18 protein-coding genes are annotated in these 21545 nt (G+C 28.0%); 8 read left to right on the top strand and 10 right to left on the bottom strand.

The features are described from left to right. Positions 1 to 45 precede the first annotated feature (45 nt). A complete protein-coding gene (gene secDF, locus U3G01_RS00600) occupies positions 46 to 2640 on the bottom strand; it encodes a protein translocase subunit SecDF (RefSeq protein ID WP_255030901.1) in 2595 nt (864 codons plus the stop codon). Between the two features lie 133 nt (positions 2641 to 2773). Between secDF and glyA the strand changes: the two genes are divergently transcribed. Beyond that, a complete protein-coding gene (glyA, locus tag U3G01_RS00595; RefSeq protein WP_255030900.1) occupies positions 2774 to 4030 on the top strand; it encodes a serine hydroxymethyltransferase in 1257 nt (418 codons plus the stop codon). A gap of 724 nt (positions 4031 to 4754) precedes the next feature. Here glyA and U3G01_RS00590 read toward each other — a convergent pair. The 9 genes from U3G01_RS00590 to U3G01_RS00550 all read right to left on the bottom strand — a co-directional run bounded on the left by U3G01_RS00590 (position 4755) and on the right by U3G01_RS00550 (position 15869). After that, on the bottom strand, positions 4755 to 5489 hold the full coding sequence (locus U3G01_RS00590) for a glycerophosphodiester phosphodiesterase family protein (protein ID WP_069097627.1): 735 nt from the start codon (positions 5487 to 5489) through the stop codon (positions 4755 to 4757). Next, a complete protein-coding gene (locus tag U3G01_RS00585) occupies positions 5482 to 6918 on the bottom strand; it encodes an MFS transporter (RefSeq protein ID WP_318034400.1) in 1437 nt (478 codons plus the stop codon). Before U3G01_RS00585 ends, U3G01_RS00590 begins: the two co-directional genes overlap by 8 nt. Positions 6919 to 7199: 281 nt before the next feature. Further along, the gene (locus U3G01_RS00580) at positions 7200 to 8999 is read right to left on the bottom strand and encodes a GDSL-type esterase/lipase family protein (protein ID WP_255030898.1); all 1800 of its coding nucleotides are present in this window, start codon (positions 8997 to 8999) and stop codon (positions 7200 to 7202) included. A 1105-nt stretch (positions 9000 to 10104) separates the two neighbouring features. Beyond that, positions 10105 to 11466 carry a dihydrolipoyl dehydrogenase gene (locus U3G01_RS00575; RefSeq protein ID WP_255030896.1) on the bottom strand — a complete coding sequence of 454 codons (1362 nt, stop codon included), beginning with the start codon at positions 11464 to 11466 and terminating at the stop codon, positions 10105 to 10107. A gap of 253 nt (positions 11467 to 11719) precedes the next feature. Continuing rightward, positions 11720 to 12604 carry a GTPase Era gene (gene era / locus U3G01_RS00570; RefSeq protein WP_010321283.1) on the bottom strand — a complete coding sequence of 295 codons (885 nt, stop codon included), beginning with the start codon at positions 12602 to 12604 and terminating at the stop codon, positions 11720 to 11722. Positions 12605 to 12606: 2 nt separating this feature from the next. Next, the gene (gene cdd / locus U3G01_RS00565; RefSeq protein ID WP_069096567.1) at positions 12607 to 13002 is read right to left on the bottom strand and encodes a cytidine deaminase; all 396 of its coding nucleotides are present in this window, start codon (positions 13000 to 13002) and stop codon (positions 12607 to 12609) included. Next, positions 13002 to 13454 (bottom strand): rRNA maturation RNase YbeY, encoded by a 453-nt coding sequence (gene ybeY, locus U3G01_RS00560; RefSeq protein ID WP_255030908.1) that lies wholly within the window; start codon positions 13452 to 13454, stop codon positions 13002 to 13004. Before ybeY ends, cdd begins: the two co-directional genes overlap by 1 nt. Positions 13455 to 13474: 20 nt before the next feature. Further along, positions 13475 to 13858 carry an MAG1140 family protein gene (locus tag U3G01_RS00555; RefSeq protein ID WP_179850794.1) on the bottom strand — a complete coding sequence of 128 codons (384 nt, stop codon included), beginning with the start codon at positions 13856 to 13858 and terminating at the stop codon, positions 13475 to 13477. Further along, positions 13830 to 15869, bottom strand: a complete 2040-nt coding sequence (locus U3G01_RS00550) for an Mbov_0121 family peptidase domain-containing ABC transporter (protein ID WP_255030895.1) — start codon at positions 15867 to 15869, stop codon at positions 13830 to 13832. Before U3G01_RS00550 ends, U3G01_RS00555 begins: the two co-directional genes overlap by 29 nt. Before the next feature lie 75 nt (positions 15870 to 15944). Between U3G01_RS00550 and U3G01_RS00545 the strand changes: the two genes are divergently transcribed. From U3G01_RS00545 to U3G01_RS00515, 7 genes are all read left to right on the top strand, one after another. After that, on the top strand, positions 15945 to 17141 hold the full coding sequence (locus tag U3G01_RS00545; protein ID WP_255030887.1) for a phosphopentomutase: 1197 nt from the start codon (positions 15945 to 15947) through the stop codon (positions 17139 to 17141). Between the two features lie 205 nt (positions 17142 to 17346). Beyond that, entirely contained in the window at positions 17347 to 18141 is a 795-nt protein-coding gene (locus U3G01_RS00540; protein ID WP_255030884.1) for a transcription antitermination protein NusB, read from the top strand. After that, the gene (locus U3G01_RS00535) at positions 18107 to 18568 is read left to right on the top strand and encodes a hypothetical protein (RefSeq protein WP_010321276.1); all 462 of its coding nucleotides are present in this window, start codon (positions 18107 to 18109) and stop codon (positions 18566 to 18568) included. The genes U3G01_RS00540 and U3G01_RS00535 overlap by 35 nt, the downstream gene beginning before the upstream one ends. Next, on the top strand, positions 18569 to 19282 hold the full coding sequence (locus tag U3G01_RS00530; protein ID WP_255030882.1) for a TlyA family RNA methyltransferase: 714 nt from the start codon (positions 18569 to 18571) through the stop codon (positions 19280 to 19282). Next, complete coding sequence (locus tag U3G01_RS00525) at positions 19275 to 20420, top strand: cysteine desulfurase (protein ID WP_255030880.1); 1146 nt, start codon at positions 19275 to 19277, stop codon at positions 20418 to 20420. The genes U3G01_RS00530 and U3G01_RS00525 overlap by 8 nt, the downstream gene beginning before the upstream one ends. Beyond that, on the top strand, positions 20413 to 20835 hold the full coding sequence (locus tag U3G01_RS00520; RefSeq protein WP_255030878.1) for an iron-sulfur cluster assembly scaffold protein: 423 nt from the start codon (positions 20413 to 20415) through the stop codon (positions 20833 to 20835). Before U3G01_RS00525 ends, U3G01_RS00520 begins: the two co-directional genes overlap by 8 nt. Further along, positions 20822 to 21520 carry a pseudouridine synthase gene (locus U3G01_RS00515; protein WP_255030877.1) on the top strand — a complete coding sequence of 233 codons (699 nt, stop codon included), beginning with the start codon at positions 20822 to 20824 and terminating at the stop codon, positions 21518 to 21520. The genes U3G01_RS00520 and U3G01_RS00515 overlap by 14 nt, the downstream gene beginning before the upstream one ends. Positions 21521 to 21545: the final 25 nt, after the last annotated feature.

Here is a 21545-nt window from a genome sequence, read left to right as displayed (position 1 = left end):
AATTAAAATAGATATTTTTTAGTAATTATTTTAATTTTTGGTTATTTATTTCTCATAGTCATTAATGCTTGCAAATGTTTGTTCATGAACCTTCTGAACATTTCAATATTTAGCGTTAATTCTTTTTTGTTTTTTATAGTTTCGATATGCTTCTAATTTATTTCATATTCTAGTTGCGACAAATAATGAAGAATATGTTCCGATTATAACACCTATAAGCATTGTTAAACTGAAAACTACGTCAATTGATTCATAGAAAATCATCAAAACTATGATTGTAAAAATTGTTGTTAGAGATGTAAAAATAGATCTTTTAGCTGTATCTTTAATTGCTTCTAATGAAATTTGGTTAATTTTTTCACTTTTGTAAACATCAACGTGATTTGTTTCGCTAAATTTTGTCTTAATACGATCAAAGACAACAATTGTATCATTTACAGTATAACCAATTAGAGTTAAAATTGCAACAACCAAATTTTGAGATATTTGAATTCGAGTAATAATAATCGCACAAAAGACCATTAAAACATTAAATAATTGAGAAAGAATAATTGCAAATGAAAAAGTTCATTTAAATCTAATCAGTGTAAAAATACTTACAAAAACAAGCGCTAAACCAACTGAGAGTATTGCATTAAAAATTAATTTTTGTGCTTCTTCATTTGAAATTGAATAGTTTGTCATTCGAATATTTGAGAAATTGCTTTGAATTTCCGAATTAAGACTCGAAAGTTTGGAAGCTAAGTCTAGTTGGGTTTTAACTTCAATATTAAAAACAGAAGATGATTCGTTTAAAGGATTTAAAGTTATTAGTGAATTTGCGCTATTAATATTATGTGAATTTAAAAAATCAATTATTTTATTGGCTTTTTCTTGGTTTATCAAATCAAAACTTGAATTTGATGTTTCAATTAGCAAGTTTGTCCCACCACTAAAGTCAATAGCTAAATTAAAGCCTGAGCCAAAAGATTTGTAAATTCCGGCAAACGTTGCAAAAACTACTAAGGAACCTAAAAACAAAACAAGCGGGGTTCATCTAGAATATTTATAAATTTTTTCATAATTAATTCGTGAATAAACCGATTGGTAACCACGTTCATATTTTTTGAAGTAAAAGTTTTTTATACCTAAGAGTCAAAATCTATTCTTTTTTTGTAAAAAATCAGCTTTAAGAATAAAGCTTGTGAAAAATTTTGTAAATCCAATTGTCACTATTAGTGTAAAGACAATTGAAAAAATAAGAGTAATTGAGAAACTTTTTACATTTTTGGTTCCAAAAAAGAACAAAACAAGTGCAGCTATCAGTGTTGTAACATTTGAGTCAATAATTGCATTAAAAGAGGTGCGATTAGCCTGCGAATTTGCTTTTATTACTGAATTACCAGCATAAATTCTCGACTTAAATAATTCAAAACTAATCACATTTGCATCAATATTCATCCCAATTCCAACAACAAGCGCTGAAATGGTTATTGGAGAATATTCACCTCGAACAATTGTGAAAAAAAGTAATGTCAAAAAGACATAAAGTGAAAGTGAAATTGTTGCAACAATTCCTAAAATACCGTAATTTATAATCAAAAATAACGAAATGATCCCAATGGCTAGCCCAATTGCGATTCATCCAGCAATAAAGGCCGAATCAGATTTAGTTTTGCTAACAAACGAAGCTGACAAAAAATCTAATTTATAATCAGCAGTACCATAATTAATATCCAGTGCTAATTGTTTTGCCTCTTGAGGAGAAAAATTACCTGTAATTACAAAGGATTGCCCGTTTAAAGCTTGACTAACTGTTGCATCGGAAATTAAATACCTTTTTGCATCAATCTGAAATTTTTTAAGTGAAGGTTGCAAAATTTTTTGGTCTGGCAAAAAATCAGGGGTAGTTTTTTCACCAACATGCAAAAAATTATATATATTTTTATTAGCATTTTCCCACTGAAGCGGGAATTTTTCTTGGGCAATTTTTTTAAGTTCAGAAATATTAGATCAAATTAAAATTCTGTTTTGACCCTGAGGTAATTTTGAAATATATTCAGTGGCTTTAGTTCACTCTAATTGAGCATTGTTGTCTTTTAATTCGATTAATACTTGATTACTTGATGGATTTTGGGGATTTGGTTGTGAAAGGGCAGAACCAGGAGCAAATGGAACTAGCCAATTTGACTCATCACCATTTTCAAGACTAAGGTTTGTTTCGAATTTACCGTCAAAAAAAAGGGGATTTGTGTTAATATCTGTAATTGTAAGCGTTGGTTTATTGACTATTTCTTCAATAAATTGATCTAATTCACGGTTATTAGAAATTTTATTACGTGAAATTCTTATTCTACCTTCACCTTCGGTAAAAACGTTGGTACCATTCAAATTAGCCCCGCCGGTTAAGCGCTGAAAAATAGCCGAATCTGCCTCCTGAACAACTTTTGAAGATGGAATTTTCCCGTCTAAAGTTTTAACTTGAACTAAAACCTCAGCGCCACCACCATATTCAATTGAGCGATTAATGTTCTGAGAAATATAGTAATTTGAAACGAGAAAAACACCACTTCCAAGAAAAGAAAATGTTAAAAAAGCAAGAAAAAAACGCTTTCAACTATTAAGCGAAAACAACCTAACAAAAAAATTGCGTATTTTCATGGCTTTCCCTTCTAATAAATTAAAAATTATACCATGTTTTGCTTAGCAAAAGCAAAAAAATTTTTTGCAAAAAATCAGCTCGTTTTTAGAGTTTTCTTTATTTTTATTGTATAATTTTTATGTTTTTTGAAAAATGTACAAGAAAATTAATATTAAAGATCAACAAATTTCTGAGCTAATTAATTTAGAAAGTCAAAGGCAAAATGACCAAATTGAGCTAATTGCCAGTGAAAATTATGCTTCTCAAGATGTTCTAAGCGCAAATGGAACAAGTTTGAGCAATAAATATGGCGAAGGCTATCCCGGAAAACGCTATTATGGTGGCTGTGAGTTCATTGACAAAATTGAATTAATTGCAATTGAACGTGCAAAGCAACTTTTTGGGACAAAATTTGCAAATGTTCAACCCTATTCTGGTTCAAGTGCAAATTCAGCCGTTTTTGCTGCGCTTTTAAAACCTGGAGACAAAATTCTCGGTCTTGATTTAAGCTCAGGCGGACATTTAACTCACGGATATAAAGTTAATTTTTCAGGAATTTTTTACACGGGAATTAGCTATTTTCTTGACAAAAATGAAATGCTGGATTATGATGAGATTGAAAAAATAGCTCTTGAGACAAGACCAAATTTAATAATTTGTGGCTATTCAGCTTATTCAGGTTTGATTGATTTTGCCCGTTTTCGACAAATTGCCGACAAAGTCGGAGCCTATTTGCTGGCTGACATTGCTCATATTGCCGGTCTTGTTGCAACAGGCGTCCATCCTTCGCCAGTTGGAATTGCTCATATAATAACATCAACAACCCAAAAAACACTGCGCGGACCTCGAGGTGGTTTGATTTTAACAGATATTGAGGAAATTGCAAATAAAATCGACAAAATTGTTTTTCCTGGAATTCAAGGTGGCCCACTTTTTAATACAATTGCCGCAAAAGCTGTTGCATTTAACGAAGCACTGCAACCTTGATTTAAAGATTATTGTGAGCAAATTGTTAAAAATGCCGCTTTTTTTGCAAACGAATTTGCAAAAAAAGGCGCAAGAATTGTCTCAGGAAAAACCCAAAATCACCTTTTTATTGTTGATGTTAAAAAAACCTATGATCTAACAGGTAAACAAGCACAAATTTTACTTGAATCAGTAAATATTATTACAAATAAAAATACAATTCCAAATGATACTCTAAGTCCTTTTGTAACTTCAGGAATTCGTTTTGGCACTCCAGCAATGACTTCGCGCGGTTTTAAGGAAAAAGAATTTGCTATTCTTGCTGAAATTATTGATTTTGTCTTAAGAAAGAAAAATTTAAATCCTAGTGAAATTGAGGAAATTAAGCTAAAAATTCAGGAATTAACAAAAAAATTTCCAGTTAAGTCTAGCTATTGAATTTAAAAAGAATAAATTATTTTTTTAATAAAAAACATGACGTTAAAAAATGTCATATTTTTCTTGAGTTTGGCAGTTTGATGGCCAAAATTTACTTTTTAGTAAATAGAAATATGCAAAAATACCGGTAAATCCGTCTTTTTTGGTGCTAAAGTCTTAATTTTTATTATTTTAAAATTAACATTTTGCAAAAAAAAAAAAAAATGTTTGGTCTAAAATAAAATTATGCTATAATAACCTCACTAAGAATGAATTAATAAATTTTTGATATTGAATTAAGGAGGAATTAGTTATGTTTTTGTCATAAAAAAAATCAGAAAATGCGAATTATCCATTATATTTTTAAATATGATGGAATGTCTTAAATTTGACCGTTTAGAAATCTACAAATTTATGGCTTTTAATTATTGTTCTTTCAAAACTTCATATATTTTTTTAGGCTCAATGTAAGTAAAAACGAGTTTTATATTTACATTGAGTTTAAATAGTAGTTGTATTTTTTTATGATTTTTGACAGTGTTTTAAACTAAAAAAGTAGTTTAAATATTTCATATTTTGGTTTTTAGTTAAAATTTTAGCTTTTTTAGTTTGCTTTATTTGATTAATAAGTAGATTTTGCATTCGTGAGTGTTAGATTTAAAATTCAGTGTTTTTGCCTTGATAGTTATTTTTCCTATTTAGCAAAAATCATCTCCATTTTTAAGAAGATGATTTTTTATTGGCTTGAGTTTTAATTAATATCTTTGCTATATTTGTAATTACTTATTTGGCTATATACATGTTTGTTATTTAAATATTTTTGGTAGCGGGCTTTTGATTTGAGAGTTCATAAGTTTAGTGGTAGACCAAAAGCTTCAATCATCGCTGGTTCTTCGTCATATAAATCTATTCAAGGATGGAGGTACTTGCAAATTTGTTTGATTTCTTTCTGACTTACACTTGTTAGTTGGGTTTTAGTTCAAAATAAAAAACCAAGTTGATATTTAGAATTTAATTTAAACATACGTTCAAGTGTAGAAAAATTAAAGGAAGAAAAAATTATTTTGTCAAAAAAGTCCTCCCCATATCTAACTGATAAGTCATCAATAACTCTTTCAATTCCAATGTATTCAGTTTGGTCAGTTTTAAGTTCAACATTAATTACTTCAAACTTATCAAGATAAAGATCTAAAAAGTCCTCAAGTGTTAAAATCCTTTGCTTACGAGTCTCAAGTTGAAAATGTAAACTATGGTCATCATTATATAATTCAGATAAAGTGCTATTTGCAATTATTTTATCAACACCAGCTGTTCTTTTAGTATCCTCGTCATGAATGACAACTATTCTATTATCTTTAGTTAAATGAACATCTAATTCGATTCCATCAAAATTAAATTCATATGCTAAATCAAAAGCTAGTTTGGTATTTTCAGGTGCGATTCCTGAATAACCACGGTGCGCTATTAACAATTGTTTTTTAGGCATTATCTAATTCCCTTCAGCGATAATTTGTTTTGCCTAGCTTTTTAAGTTCAGCGCGATTGTGTAAAAAGACTATTAGACCACAAATTGTTCCAAATAAGGCAACACCTAATGCGATTGTTAAAATTAATTGGTAACCTAAAGGCGAAGTATTTGTTTGTCCTTCAATTGTATAGACTTTTCCAACATATCCTGATAATTCATAAAATCAAGCATCTGGCGAAAATGCAATAAATGAAAGAATTCCAACTGAACTTGCATAGTTATTTTTACCAATTTCAATTTCAGCAACTTGAGTAAATCTAAGAGTTACCATTACTCATGATAGAGAACCTGCAATTAAGAATAAAATTGTAACCAATATTATAAAGAAGATAAACAGTGGAGTTCCAGGCTCTTGAATTCCTGCTAAGGTAAGAAGTAAAATAGTTAAAATAACAAACATTCCTGTCACTGCTGTTAAGACTAAAATGAGAATGTAGCTTCTAAATTTGTCAGCATAGTAACCAACATAAGAGCTAATTAAACCTCGAAGTCCATAAGTTCTAATTCCACCAAGAATTGTAACTAAAATTGTAGGTGCTAAAAAGACATTATTTAACACTTGAACTAAATAATAGGCAAAAACTGATTGGAAAGTATACATTCCCATTACAAAAATTGAAAGCATTCATAGTTTTCAATTTTTAAGTGAGACAAAAATTTGGTTAATATTTTTCTTGATAGATTCAAGACTAATTTTGTTAGTATAACGTTCAATTTTTTTCTCTTTAACAAAAAAGAGAACCAAAAATGAAGTAATTACTAAAAAACTACCAATTGTAAAAGTATAAGCAGCAAAAGGTGTAGAATTGATTTCTCTAGTATTTTGATTGTCTGGATAATAAATTGAAGTAATAATTAAACCAATAACAAAAACTAGGAAAAATCCAACTATACCATTTGCACTACCTTGAATTCCGTAAGCAAGACCTTGATTTTTTTGGTCGGTTTGCTGTGAAACCAGTTTTCAAAGCGGGGTTCAAAAGATTAGGGTTGATGTGATTCCTCAAAGACCTCAAATAATTTTATATTGAGTCAAAGCACTTTCTTCACCTAATTGTTGAGCATTTTTGATGGTTATACCAAATCAAAATGTAATAATTCCTGTTGATAAAACAGCAATAAATAAGAGTCAACGCGAACTAATCCTGTTAGATAAAAATCCGCCCGGTAGTTGAGTTGCAAGTGTAACTCAACCAATAATGGCTGTCAAAGAAGCTACTTGGTCTTCACGAATTCCTAAATATGTATGCAAATTCGGCACAATATTTTTTAAATAATAAGGGGCAGCGATAACAAAAACATCAGCAGCCGCTAATATTATTAAGGCAAAAATTTGTGATCAAGTAAAATCTTTAAATTTACTAAAAAATCTTGTTTTAACTATGATTTCTCCTTTCAAAAAATTAAATTTACTATATTAATAATCATATAATAAATTTGCAAGAAAGTTTTAAAATTCCGGCCAAAAAAGCAAATATGAAATATATTCGTAATTTTTATTCAAAAAACACAAATTTACTAAATTATTTCATAAATGGAAATAAAAAAATGCAACGATAATATTGTTTTACTATTTGTTGCATTTTTATTTTCGGTTTAGGAACATGACATTAAAAAATGCCATGTTTTTTAAGTATTAATTTTTAATAACGCTTTTAAGGGGTGTGATTAAGAACTGGAGGTTGAACCTGCTGAAGCTGAGGTTGATGGAGTTGAAGATGATGATGTTGAAGATGGAGATGATGGAGAAGGTGTTGTTGATGATGAGGATGATGATTGTCTACCTGTTAACTTCGGTAAATCCTCTAAAACTTTTGCAAGATTAAGATTTGAAACAAAGCTAGAAATAATGCTATTAATTATTGAAGGAAATGTGATTCTTGAATGGTTTTTAGGATTTTTTACATTTTTTTCTAGATCAGCTATTACTTTATTAAGAGCAACCTTAACTATATCAGTATCTGGCTTATTTAGATAAGGTTTAGCAAACTCTCCAAGTGATGTTAAAATTTCTGCTAGAGGTTTTTCTGATACTGATTCAGGAATAAAACTAACAAAAGAACCAGCTAGAAGGTTTCGTGATTTTTTAACTAAGTCTTTAAAATCTAATTTTCCAAAAATATTTGAACTCAAAATTGATAACATTGAATCAGTCAAATCTATTTTATCGGCATTCATTAGTGTACTTTGGGTTTTTTCAAATTCAGATTCTTCACTAATGAAATCAGTTTCGGATTTATTATCGTTTATTTTTTTCAATAATTCTTCATTAGTTTTTGCAACACTTGATAGATCAATAACACGTTTATATGTTAAATTTCCTGAAGCATTATCGCTGAATTTCGTAGATTTTTTAATATTATCAACAACAGCGCCAGCTTGAGATTGATCGGTTGCTAATTTTAGCAATAATTGTTCAGCTATTTTTTTGTATCCCTTAATTTGAGGGTGAATATCATATTTTGTCGCTCCTAATTGTGTATCAGAATCATTTCAAACTTCTGCATCAAATGGATCAACATAATTTACATTAACTTTTTGGGCTGTTTCACGAATTGCGGTATTAATTTCTGTTGTAACTTTTTGGAAATAATCTTTTTCTAAACCAAAATCATTAGCAAAAAGGTTGCTTAAAATTTGCACTAAAAGTGAGTTTGGCAATTTATATGGAAGTAGATTTATATGTAAATTAGGATTAATTGTCTTTAATTCTTTTAAAAGATTTTCTAAATCTGATTTTAATTCTGTTATTTTGGCTGAAATTTCGTTTTGAATATATTTGGCTATTTTTGGTTTTAAATCGGGTTTTTTCTTAGGATCAGGGGAAGTTGTTTCTTGAGCAGTTTCTACAGTAATTTTATCCAATTCCTCTTTAATTCCAGATGTTTCAGGTGATAAAAGTGGGCCAAATTTAGTTGCGGCTAAGAAAATATCATTAGCGCCAAGAGTCATTGTTAAAAGATTAGCGCTTTTAATTTTTTGAGTTAGTTCAGGGTAACTTGATTTATTAAAATTGCCAAAAACGGTAGATAAATCATTGTATTTTGTATTTTGATCGTTATTTTTAGGCACAAAAGGATTATCAGCGACTTTTCCAGTTGGGTATTTTGTAGGATTAATTAAATTAAGTCAATTTTTTACTGTTGCACCAGAAAAGGCCAAATTATCGTATGAAACAAGCGAATCTTTGTTTAATTTTTGCAAAAAGTGTGCAAAAAAGGAAGGATACGAAAGACCACTTACGTTGCCTGAGCTAAGTTTACCTTGAAAATCGCGATATGTATCTTGATTAAATCCGGCGGTAACAGAATCACCAATTGCTAAATAGTTAAATCTTGAAAGTTGTGTTGATTCTTGTGATGAGATACATGCAACAAACGTTACTGTAGTAGCTATTGGTAATAAACCTAATGATATAAATTTTAATCTTTTTCTAACGGGATAGTTTTGAAGATTTTTGTATTTCATACTGTTCCTTTCGATTTTAGTTTAATAAATTTAAAATTATACTAAAAAAAAGAAAAGATAAGAAACAAAAAAATGTAAATTAGTATATTAACTTATCAAAAAGAAGATTATTTTTTATTTTTGCATGTAATTTTTATAGTCAAAATTATTCTTAGCTTTATTAGAATACCAAACTTAATTTCTAGCAAAGGTTGCCCAAAAATAAGTTTTTCCTGAGTTTGCCAGTTTGATGGCAAAAATTCACTTTCTAGTAAATATAAATACGCAAAAATAGCCGTAAATCTGTGTTTTTTGACCGCTAAAATCTTAATTTTTATTATTTTAAACTAACCTTTTGTAAAAAAAAAAAAAAAAATGTTTGGTCTAAAATAAAATTATGTTATAATAAACCTCACTAAGAATGAATTAATGAATTTTATATTGAATTAAGGAGGAATTAGTTATGTTTTTGTCATAAAAAAATCAGAAAATGCGAATTTCCCATTATATTTTTAAATATGATGGAGTGCCTTAAATTTGACCGTTTAGAAATCTATAAATTTATGGCTTTTAATTATTGTTCTTTCAAAACTTCATATGTTTTTTTAGGCTCAATTTAAATAAAAACGAGTTTTCTATTTGCATTGAGTTTAAATAGTAGTTGTATTTTTTTATGATTTTTGTTGTTTCATCATAAATTGATTTAAATTGATTTTGCCAGTATTTTAAACTAAAAAAAGTAGTTTAAATATTTTATAATTTTGCTTTTTAAGTTAAAATTTTAGCTTTTTTAGTTTGCTTTATTTAATTAATAAGTAGATTTTGCATTCATGAGTGTTAGATTTAAAATTTAGAGTTTTTGCCTTGATAGTTATTTTTCTTGAGTTTGCCAAAAAAGTTAAAAAAGTGCCCAAAACTAAACCAGGGCACTTGTTTAAGACTATCTCATCAAACTGGGAAACTCGGGAATATGCTAATTTACCTTATTTTGCTAGATCTTTAATTAAAGGAAACTAAATTATAATTGATTTTAGCAAAAAACAACGGTTTTAGAATTAACCAATTTAAAAAAGAAACTAATTTCCTAAAATTTCAACTGAAATTTTAGTCTGAAAAACAGTAATTATTAGGATTTTTTACTAAAAGCGATATTTCTTGAAATATAATAAACAGATTCAGCAAGTGTAGGGTGGGTAAAAGCTGAATTTTGAAGGTCAAAAATTGTCATATTTTTGCTTATTGCTAATGCAATTTGGTTAATCAAGGTCGCTGAATCTTCAAGGAAAATAGTTGCTGATAGAATTTTATAAGTGTTTTTTTCGTAATTAATTTTGACAAAACCAATTTCAAAATCTAAGTTAGCATGCGCTCTTGGCAAATTTTTTGCAAAAATTTGCGCTGATTCAAATTCAATTTTTGCACTTTCTAACTCTTTTTCACTTTTTCCAACAAATGAAATTTCTGGATTTGTATAAATTGCAAACGGAACATTGGATTTTACAAATTTTTCATCAGATTTTTGGTGCAAAATATGTTTTGCGACAACATCTCCTTGTTTATATGCACTCGTTGATAACATCATAATTGCGTTTAAATCACCAATTCCATAAATGTTTTCTTCAGAAGTTTGAAAAAATTCGTTTACTTTTAAAACACCATTGTCATATTTTTCTAAATTTAACTCAGAAAATGAATCATTATTAACAATTCTACCAACTGCAAGTAAAATATTTTGAGTTTTATGTTTAGAAATAGTTTCACCTTGCTGAATAAGTAGACCATCAGTTTCGTATTTTAAAACTTTTGCATTTGTTATGATATTTATTTTATCTCTTTGGATAATTGAATTAACAGCGTCTTTTATTGACTCATCAAAATTGCCAAATAATTGTTTATTTGATTCAATTATAGTTATTTTTTTGTCAAAGTTGGCATAGAAACTAGCAAACTCAAGAGCAATAACTCCGCCACCAATTATTGTTAATTCATCAAAATCGTGATAATCTAAAATTAAATCATCAGAAGTATAAACATTTGCATTTTCAATGCCTTCAATTTGTATTTTTCTTGGTCTACTTCCGGTTGCAAGAACTATTTTATCAGCATAAATTTCGTTGTTCTCAGCTTTAATTATGTTTTTAGAAAGTAATTTTGCTTCTTGGTGAAAAATAGAAACACCAGCTCCTTCTAGCGCACCTTTAATTGCTTGTTGCAATTTTTTACTATTATTGCGTGCATTTTCAAAGACTTTTTCTAAATTAAATGTGTGACTAGATTCAAAACCGTATTTATGTGAATTAGACATTAATTGTCTTATTTTTGCAGATTTTAAAATTGTTTTAGTTGGGATGCAGCCCCTATTTACACAAGTTCCACCTAAAGAATTTGATTCAAAAAGTGCAACATTTTTGCCGTTTTTAGCTAAAATAACTGCCAAAGAGTATCCACCTGGGCCACCCCCAATTATTGCAATATCAAATTTTTCCATATATTACTCCTTTTTTTCAAATTAAAATTAATAAATTATGAGTAGCAAACTTTTTAAATATTTTTTCAAAAAGCATGCTTGCTTATTTAAATATTTTACAGCAAAATTGTAAAATATTTAATTTATTCAAATTAAAGTCTATTTTTAATAAATTTTTTAATTTTTTTTAGTAATTTTAGGCAACAAAAAATACTTTTTTAGCATAGTCGCCAAATTAATTATTTAAAAGAAAATTTATACTAAATTTAAATTTTTAATAGCCAAATTTCTTAATCATTTTAGGGTCGTTAAACCATTTTTTGGCAACAGCTACTCTGTTTTTTAAAACAACTTTTTTGCCAAAAATCTCTTCGAGTTCTTTGCGAGCGTTAGTGCCAATTTGTCCAAGAACCGCGCCAGCTTTACCAATAATTATTGGTAAGTGTGATTTTCTACCAACATAAATTGTTGCATCAATTCGAATACAATTTTTTTCTGATTCGTCAAAATTGTCAATGACAACAGCGGTTTGGTGTGGAATTTCATCATCAACATTCAAAAGTATTTGTTTTCTTATTATTTCTTTTGCAAAAAAACGTGAACTTTGATCGGTAACATCTAAATTATTGAAAAAATGATTTGAGGGATAGGCATATTTTTCAATTTGGGCTAATAAATTGGTTCTTAAATCATCAAAATTAGTTGAAAAAGGTAAAATGCTATCGAATTCAAATTCAAATTCCTTCATTTTTTGTGACTGACTTTCGAAATTAAATTCATCATCTTCAATATCAGTTTTAGTAATTATTGCGATTTTATTTTTAATATCTGAAAGTTTTTTAGCAAATGCTTGTGTGTTTTCATCAATTGGTTCGTTGACTGGGTGCAAAAAAAGAACAAGATCTATTCCCTCAAGTGTCGAATTTATCGCCAAATTTAGGGAATTACTTAAATTATTAATTTTATTATGAAAACCGGGAGTGTCAACAAAAACTATTTGAAGATTATCTTTATTATAAATTGCGTTAATAGCATCTCTGGTAGTTTGGGCTTTTAGACTAACGATTGAAACCGGAAATTGAACAATCGAGTTTATTAATGAAGATTTACCTGAATTAGGTCGGCCAATAACTGCAACAAAACATGTTTTTGTTTCCATATTTATAAAAAATCCTTTTTAAATTGCAAGGGGAGAAGTTGATTTAATTTTTTCTCAACAAATTCTGCTTTTGAATTATAAAGAAAAATACTAACATTTTCAGAAAAAAATTCAACAAAAACTTGTAAACACTGACCACAAGGGACAATAAATTTACTAGATTTTGGGCTATAAATGTGAATTTCTTTAAAATTTTCAGGGTTAACTCCTTGGGCAATTGCCTGAAATATCGCTACTCTTTCGGCGCAAATTCCTGCAGGATAAACGGCATTTTCAACATTAATACCTTCAAAAGTGTGCTCTTGTTTTGTTAGTAAAATTGAGGCTACTGGAAAATTAGAATAAGGACAGTAGGAATTTTTGCTTAGTTTTTTTAGGGATTCAAATATTTGTTCCATTAGCGAAAAATCTCCAAATTTTTTAAAATGTTTTCCACTTTTTCGTGCATAAATTTATTATTTTCATCATTGTCATGATCCAAACCTAGTAAATGATAAAGGCTATGAGCAAAAAGGTATGAAAATTCGCGTTTTTGGGTGTGATTATAGTCTTTTGCTTGTTGTTGAATTTTTGATGGTGTCATAAAAATTTCGCCTAAAAAATGAATTTGCAAATTATTTTCTTCGATTTTCAAACCACTTGGAAATGATAAAACATCAGGAACATAATCTTTGTTTTTGAATTTAAGGGCTAGTTTTTGGGCTTTTTTTTCACTTATTAGCATCAAATCTAGATTAATTTCACCTTGTAAATTTTCATTTTTTGCAAAAATTTCAAAAATTTTTTTAAACAACTTTAAAAATTTAAACTTAACCTTACTTTGATTTTCGAAATTAATTAGAATTTTCACCATTTATATTTAATTTTATTCTATTTTGTAAAAAGATCCAAAAAATTACCTGTATTTTTTAAAAAAAGAACGGCCGGCAATTGAGTTTTTGGTTTTAATAACAGTGATTTCGTGAACTCAACAACAAATTCATTCTGTTTTACATTAACAATTTTTGTAATTTCAAGTCTAACTACTCGGTCCTGGAATTGAAACTGGGCAAATGAATCTTTATCCATTAAATAATATATGTCTGAATTTATTGTTGCAAATGTTTTGTGTTTTTCATCGATTTCTAAAATAAAATTAACGGTCCTATAAGTTTTTATTTGAAAAAAATAGTAAAAACTTGCGCCCATCAAAATTAGCAAAAAGACACTAATTATTATTGTTATCTTATTGTTTTGATATATCTTTGATGTCAAAAGTTTCTCCTTGTTCAATTACATATCTTTTTGAATGAGAGATCTCGATAAACATTGCATTTTTTTGGTAATTGGAAATTACTTTCTTTAAAAATTCGAAATTTTTTTCATCGATATTTTCAAAAGCCTCATCTAATAAAATTAAGTCGAAATCTTTAGTTAAAAGTTGCAAAATTGCGATTATTTGCTTTTGCCCACTTGAAAAATTTGAGCCATTGTTAACAAATTTTGAATCAAGGGAAATTTGCCATTCATAAAGCATTTCTTGAATGTCAAATCGTTGAAAATTATTAATCAAATTCTGAATTTTTTCAGGATTTTCATTTGTTATAAAGGAAAGAACACTAATGTTAGGGAAATAATTTTGCGATTTTATGTAACAAATTCTCTTGCGCAACTCGTTTTGGTCATAATATTTTAAATCAAGATTATTAATTAAAAAATCACCGTTATAAACAATTTCCTGGTTTAAAAGTCGTAAAAATGTAGACTTTCCGCTTCCATTTTTTCCAATTATGTGCAAATTTTCTTTTATTTGCATTTTTTCAATATAAAAAAGCGTCTTATTTTTATAATAACTCACGCTTAAATCTTTTAATTTTATATCTGAAATTTTTTGGTGATATTTGCCGGTTGTCTCTTTTTCAATATTGAGTACAAAATTTAAAAGCTCAAATTCCTTTAAAAAAATTGGCAAGTTGGTGACTATATTAACAAATGAAGAAAGCGGATTAATAAAAAAACTAAAAAAACTTAAAAAAAGCAGTAATTCACCAATTGATAATTTTTTATCAAAAATTCAAAAAGAGGAAATAACTACAATTAAAATCGGCGCTATTGAAAAAAGAAAATTATTAAAACTTGATAAATAACTTTCTTTTTTCCAAATATTGAATTCTGTCTTTTTATAACGGTAATATTTTTCATCGAATTGATGTTTTAAATTTTTATAAACATCATCGCGCTTTAAATTTTCAAGCGAAAAAATCATGTCATTTGTGCTTGTCAAACTATTTAGTTGATCTTCCATTAAAAATTGGTGATTTTTTGAAATACTTTTTCGCACAATTATGCTAATAAAAAGGTAAATTATGCCTATTCCAATAATTAAGCCCAAAATTTTAATATCTATCCACAACAATATAAAAAATGAAATTAAAAAAGTAATAACTTCATTAAAAATATGGTAATAAAAACTGGCCGAAAAAGCCGCAAAACTTGGAATTAAATTAATTCTCCTAATATAATCATGATTGTCTAATTTTAAAAGTTGAAAATTTTTACCTGTTTTTAGCGCATTAAAAAAACGGTCAAAAATATCTTTTTCGATTTTTAGCTCAATTTTATGGATATATATTTTTTTAATAATATCCTGTAAAATTCGCCAAATTACAATCCAAGCAAAGAAAATACTCACTTTTATAACAAGGCCAATGTCTTGTTGTGGCAAAACCTTGTCAATAATTGTTTTCATGAATAATGAAGATAAAAAATTACTAACTGCAGTTATAAAAAATAAAAAAATAAGATACCAATTACTTTTTGACTCAAGGAAAAACCACCAATTATTCCATGATTTATCTTTTACTTTTGATCTTTTATACTCAGGATCTTTTTGGGCAAAAATTACAACATTTTGGAAAATTTTTGCCATTGTTTCAGCTTTAATTTTTATTTTTCCTTTTAAGGGATCGATAATTTCAAATTTTGATTTTTTTACTTTTGTTAATAAAACATAATGATTTAAATCGCCAGTTTTAATTAGAATAATTGTTGGTTTTACGATCTCTAAGGTTTTTAAATTCTCATAAGGACCCCCGTAAGATTCAAGAATAATTCCAAATTCCTTTGCTAATCGCTCTAAATTAGCGATGTTTATCCCGTCATTTGAATAAAAAGCTTTTGTTTTTAAAGAGTTTATTGATATTTTTTTATCATAGAAAAAATGATAAATTGATTGAAGAACCGCCAATCCACAATCTTTTAAATCCTTTTGCAAAAATACTTTCATCTTCTGCTCTAATTGTTGTAAAATTTATTAAAATATTAAAAAATAAAAAAATTTAGGAAAAACTAACAAAAAATTATGGAACAATACAAATTTAATCGCATTTTCTTAATAGTAACCGACTCGCTTGGAATTGGTGATGATGGTTTTCAAGACTCATTTGGCGATTCGGGCGCAAATACTTTATATTGTGTTTCAAAAACTGGTGAATTAAAAATTCCTTTTTGAAAAAAAATGGGAATTTCTAATGTGGCTAAAATTGAAAATAGTGGCAAAATAAATAAAGAACCACTTGCTTATGTTTCAAAAATTATCGTAAAATCAAAAGCTAAAGACACACTAGCGGGTCATTGAGAAATGATGGGAATTGAAACTCTTAAGCCTAACCCAAATTTTGATCAGGGTTTTCCTAATGAACTAATAAAAGAACTCGAAAAAGCCTTTGATAATCGACAAATTATTGGCAATAAATCAATTAGTGGAACTGTGATTTTGTCAGAATTAGGACAACAATCTATCGATGAGGGTAAAATAATTGTGTATACCTCACCTGATTCCACTCTACAAATTTGTGGTCATGAAGAAAAATTAGGACTTGAAAATCTATATCGCTATGCAAAAGCTGCAAGAAAAATTTGTTCTTCAAAGCCAGAATGAAACGTTGCTCGCGTTATTGCTCGCCCTTATATTGGCCAAAACGGAAAATTTACACGAACTTTTAATAGACACGACTATGCAAATACACCGCCAAAATCAATTCTTGATAGATTACAACAAAAAGGAATTGAAACAATAGGAATCGGTAAAATTGGTGATATTTTTTCAAAACAGGGGCTTGATACAATTTTTGGGCCTGACAGTGATGAAAACAATATGGATATCGCAATTGATATTGCCTCCAAATCCACAAAAAATCAATTTATTTTTGTGAATTTGGTTGAATTTGACTCAAGTTATGGTCACCGTCGTGATATTATGGGATATTGTCAAAATTTAAATAATTTTGACATTAAACTAGCAAAATTAGTAAATACTTTAAAAGATGATGACTTATTAATTGTTTCTTCTGATCACGGAAATGACCCTTGTTTTCCTGGCACAAATCACACACGCGAGGCACTACCACTAACAATTTTTTCAAAAAAATTCACATCAAAGTCAAAAAAATTAAAAAATCCTGTTGATTCACTTGCAACTATCGGAAACATAATTGCCAGAAATTTTCAAGTTGAGCTAGCAGAAATAGGTGAAGATATTTTTGACTCTTTAGAATAATTATTCCCTGAACTTACTATTTTAAAATATTTTAACTTCAGAATTTTTCCAATAAAAGGGCTAAATAATTTGTTATAAGTTCTTTTTAATATATTGAAAAATGATAAAATTTTATTAAATTTAAAGTATAATTTATTATTTTTTTATAATTAGTCAGATTTAAGCTCAATTATCTAGCCAGCAAAAGCAAAAAAAGTGAAATAAAATGAATCATTTAAACAAAAAATATTCACCAAAAAATCAAAAATATAGGAATAAGAAAAAAAATACTCATCCTTATTTTGATCAAGAAGCAAAGGAATTTGCACAAGTTTTACAAAAGCAACGCTCTCTTTTTGTAAGTTCGCTCGACTGTAATATTACTAAAAATTTACTTGGTAATTCAAGCCAAAATGAAACTCAAGACGGCCTAAAAAACTCAGGCAACTTGAGATCCCAAAGTTGTCAACATAACAGTAATTTAACGAAAATAACCTATGAAAATCGAGCTTTTTGCTCAAATAGTCAATCAATAAATTACCAAAATAAGCATCTTAAGAACTCTGAAGTCCTCGATGAAAATCAGTGTCTTGAGTTTCAAAGTCTATCCAAACAACGAATCAAAAGAATGGCTAATATTTCAATTATTTATGGCTCACAACTTTTTGATAAAAATATCGACATTGATGAAATAAAAAATAAATATTTTGAAGTGACTTTTGATCAGTTAAAAATTCTTACTTTTGTCAAGAAAAATTATGTTTTTTTGAAAAAAGTTATTACTTTACAGTTAAAATCTAATTGAAGTTGAGATAGAATATTGCCATTAATTCGATCAATTTTGCTTTTGGGAGCTGCTGAATTATTTTTCCAACCTCGCCGAATTATTTTTAATGAGGCTATTGAAATCACTAAAATTTTTAGCATTGAAGGTGGCGATGAATTTAGCTTTGTAAATGCTGTTTTGCAAAAAGTATACAATTATTATGAAAACAAGAATCTTCTTAGACCTCAAAAATAAGCATGAAATAAAAAATCATATCAAAATTGAGGTTAAATTTTGAAAATATAAAAAAATACTAGGAAAAAAATTTAAATTTTTATTTTATAACCTTTCAAAAATTTTAGAAATTAGTGTTTCAAATCAACAATGTGCTCAACTTGATTTAAGATTAATTAATAATATTTACAAAGTTGAAAATTGAATTTCATGCATGAAGCAGTTTTTAAACTTAAATTTACTCAGCAACCTAAGAATTCATAAAAATTTAGCAATTTTTTTGTTTTATAGTTGACAAATTTACCTACAAAGATTTAAATTCAGACAAAAATTATTCGACTTTGAAGACCGTCGAAGAGACGCTTTTAACAATTTATCGCTTGAATGAATAAAAAGTGATCCAAATTTTAATATCAAAATCATTGAAATTTTAAGGAGATGAAAATAAATGAACCTACTTAGTAAAATTCTAAGCATGGGTTTTGAAAAAGCCGAATCATTAATTAAAACTGGTCATGTAAAAGTCAATAATAAAATATGCCTTCTGCCAGCATATAAAATTAAAGATTTAGACCAAGTGACAGTTGAAATAAAAGAAAAATATGTCTCCCGCGGCGCCTTAAAACTGCTTTGAGCTTATGAAAAATTTGGACTTGATTTTAATGACAAAATTGTTCTAGACATTGGGTCTTCTAAAGGTGGTTTTACACAAATTTGCCTTGAAAAAGGCGCAAAAAAGGTTTATGCTCTTGATTCAGGTTTGAATCAATTAGATTATTCTTTAAGAATTGATCCTAGAGTTTCAGTAAAAGAAAAAACCAACATTAAATATGTTACAAGCGATTTTTTTGATGAAAAAATCGACATAATTGTTTGCGATGTTTCCTTTATTAGTCTTAAAATTGTTGTTAGTGTTGTAAAAAATTTGCTAAAAAAAGGGCAAAGTTTTATTGCTTTATTTAAACCTCAATTTGAGGCTAGCTCAAAATATGTCCAAAAAGGCGGTTATGTTTCGCCTGAATTTCATGAGTTTTTAATTAACAGACTGGTTGAATTTGCTAAAAACGACTTTGATTTTGTTAATTCGACTAAATCACCAATTAAAGGACTAAAATCAAAAAATATAGAGTATTTTTTGCATTTTATCAAGAAAAATGACTAATTATAAACAGTTTTTCCCTTTTTTAAATAAGGTAACTTATTTAGATTCTGCAGCAATGACGCAAAAACCAATATCTGTAATTGAAAAAATTAACCATTTTTACACAAATTGTGCTGTTAATACCCATTCATCAAATTCAAAAATCGCCTTTGAAAATTTACAGATTTTAAATCAAACTCGTGAAAAAATTGCAAAATTAATTGATGGTCTTCCCGATGAAATTATTTTCACTTCTGGAACAACAGAATCGATAAATCTTTTTGCCAACATGATTAAAAAATTCATAAGAAAGGGAGATGAAATTTTGTTGTCACCTTTAAATCATTCTTCAAATTTACTTGTTTGAGTCAAAATTGCTCAAAAGGTGGGCGCAAAAATTGTTTATAGCACAAAAATAATTGACAAAATTTCACCAAAAACAGGTGTTATTGCTTTAAGTCAGGCAAATAATTCAATTTTAGTTGATCTAGATTTAGCTAAAATTTGAGAAAAAGCTTTAAAAAACGGCGCTTTTGTAATAAATGATGCAACACAATCAATAAACTTTCAAAAAGTTAGTATGAAATTTTGTCACGCATTGGCTTTTAGTTCTAATAAATTTTACGGGCCAACTGGATTAGGTGTACTTGCAATAAAAAATTATTTGTTGGAAGAACTAGAACCTGTAAAATTTGGAGGGGGAATAATTAGAAAATTTGACAACAAAAATTTGTTTTTTTATAATGATTATCGCAAATTTGAAGCAGGGACACTAAATTTTGCTGCAATTTGGGGCTTAAATGCCGCTATTGATTTTATAAATAAAATTGGGATTGAAACAATTTATAAAAAAATTAAAATTTTGGCCAATTATTTATATGAAAAATTAGAAAAAATTGATGATATTGAAATTTTTTCTAAAAAAGGCGACCATATTATAATTTTCAATATTAAAGGTTTTAGCGCTCAAGATGTTGCTTCATACCTAGGAAATAACGATATTTATGTGCGAAGCGGAAATTTTTGTGTTCCGTTACTAAAAAAAGTGCTAAAAAATGATAGTTTCATCAGAGTTTCGCTTGGTTTTTACAATGATTTTGCTGATATTGACAACTTGATTACCAACTTAGAAGAAAAGAGGTTTTTAGATTTTGTATAATGATTTTATTATTCGACGAAATATTATTGTCGAAGCTAATGAAAAATTCAAGGAAAAGCAACGAATTTGTAAGTCAACAAGCTCTGAAATGAATAATAACTGTGATGATTGGGCTCAGTTAGACTTAGAAATTATCGGCAAAAAAATTAAAAAAATACAATTTTGCGCTTCAGGTTGCGCTCTTTTGCTCGCAAGTTGTTATTTATTTGAAAAAATTTTAATTAATAAAACCATAAGTGAAGCGCAAATTTTGCTTGAAAATTATGAAGAAATGATTAAATCTCAAAAAATTATCCCAATTTTAGAAGATTTAAATGCACTTTTTATGGTTAAAAGTCATCCAAACCGAGTAATTTGTATTAAACTACCTTTGTTTTTGTTGCAAAAACAAATTGAAAATCATGAAAACAGTTAGAATTCATAAATTTTTATCGCAAATGGGAATTGCCTCCAGACGAAAAGCCGAAATATTAATCAATGAAAAACGAATAAAAATTAATGGCAAATTTGCACAAATAGGGCAAAAAATTTCTGACCTGGATGTTGTTGAGTTTGACGGTCAAAAAATAAATAAAAAACCAAAAATCGTCTGATATGCACTAAATAAACCAAAAAATTATATTACAAGTCGAATTGATCCACAAAATAGGCCGACAATAATGGAATTTTTTGATAAAAATTCCTATTTGTTTCCAGTAGGCAGGCTGGATTTTGAAACAACCGGACTAATTTTGGTAACAAATGATGGCGAAACTAGCAATAAATTACTTCATCCTAGCTCAAAAATTCAGAGAACATATTTAGTCAAAACTGATTTTAATTTAAATGATGAGGAAATCAATTTTTTGAATAACAATGAAATTTATTTAGATAATGTAAAATCTGTTCAAAAAATTCAAAAAGTTGCTTCCCGGACATATATTGTCAAAGTTTGGCAAGGCTCAAACCATCATGTTAAAAAAATTTTTATCTCTGTTTCCAAAAAAGTTCTTATGCTCCGAAGACTAAGTTTTGCAACTATTGAACTTGGAAATTTAAAACCAGGTGAAAAACGCAAACTGTCTCAAGCCGAAATTTTGTCGCTAAAGAATATTTTTTAACAAATTAAATTTTAGCTAAGCAACT

Source organism: Mesomycoplasma ovipneumoniae, from assembly GCF_035918255.1.
Lineage (GTDB): Bacteria > Bacillota_I > Bacilli_A > Mycoplasmatales > Metamycoplasmataceae > Mesomycoplasma > Mesomycoplasma ovipneumoniae_A.
This window is presented reverse-complemented; position numbering and strand designations above follow the sequence as displayed.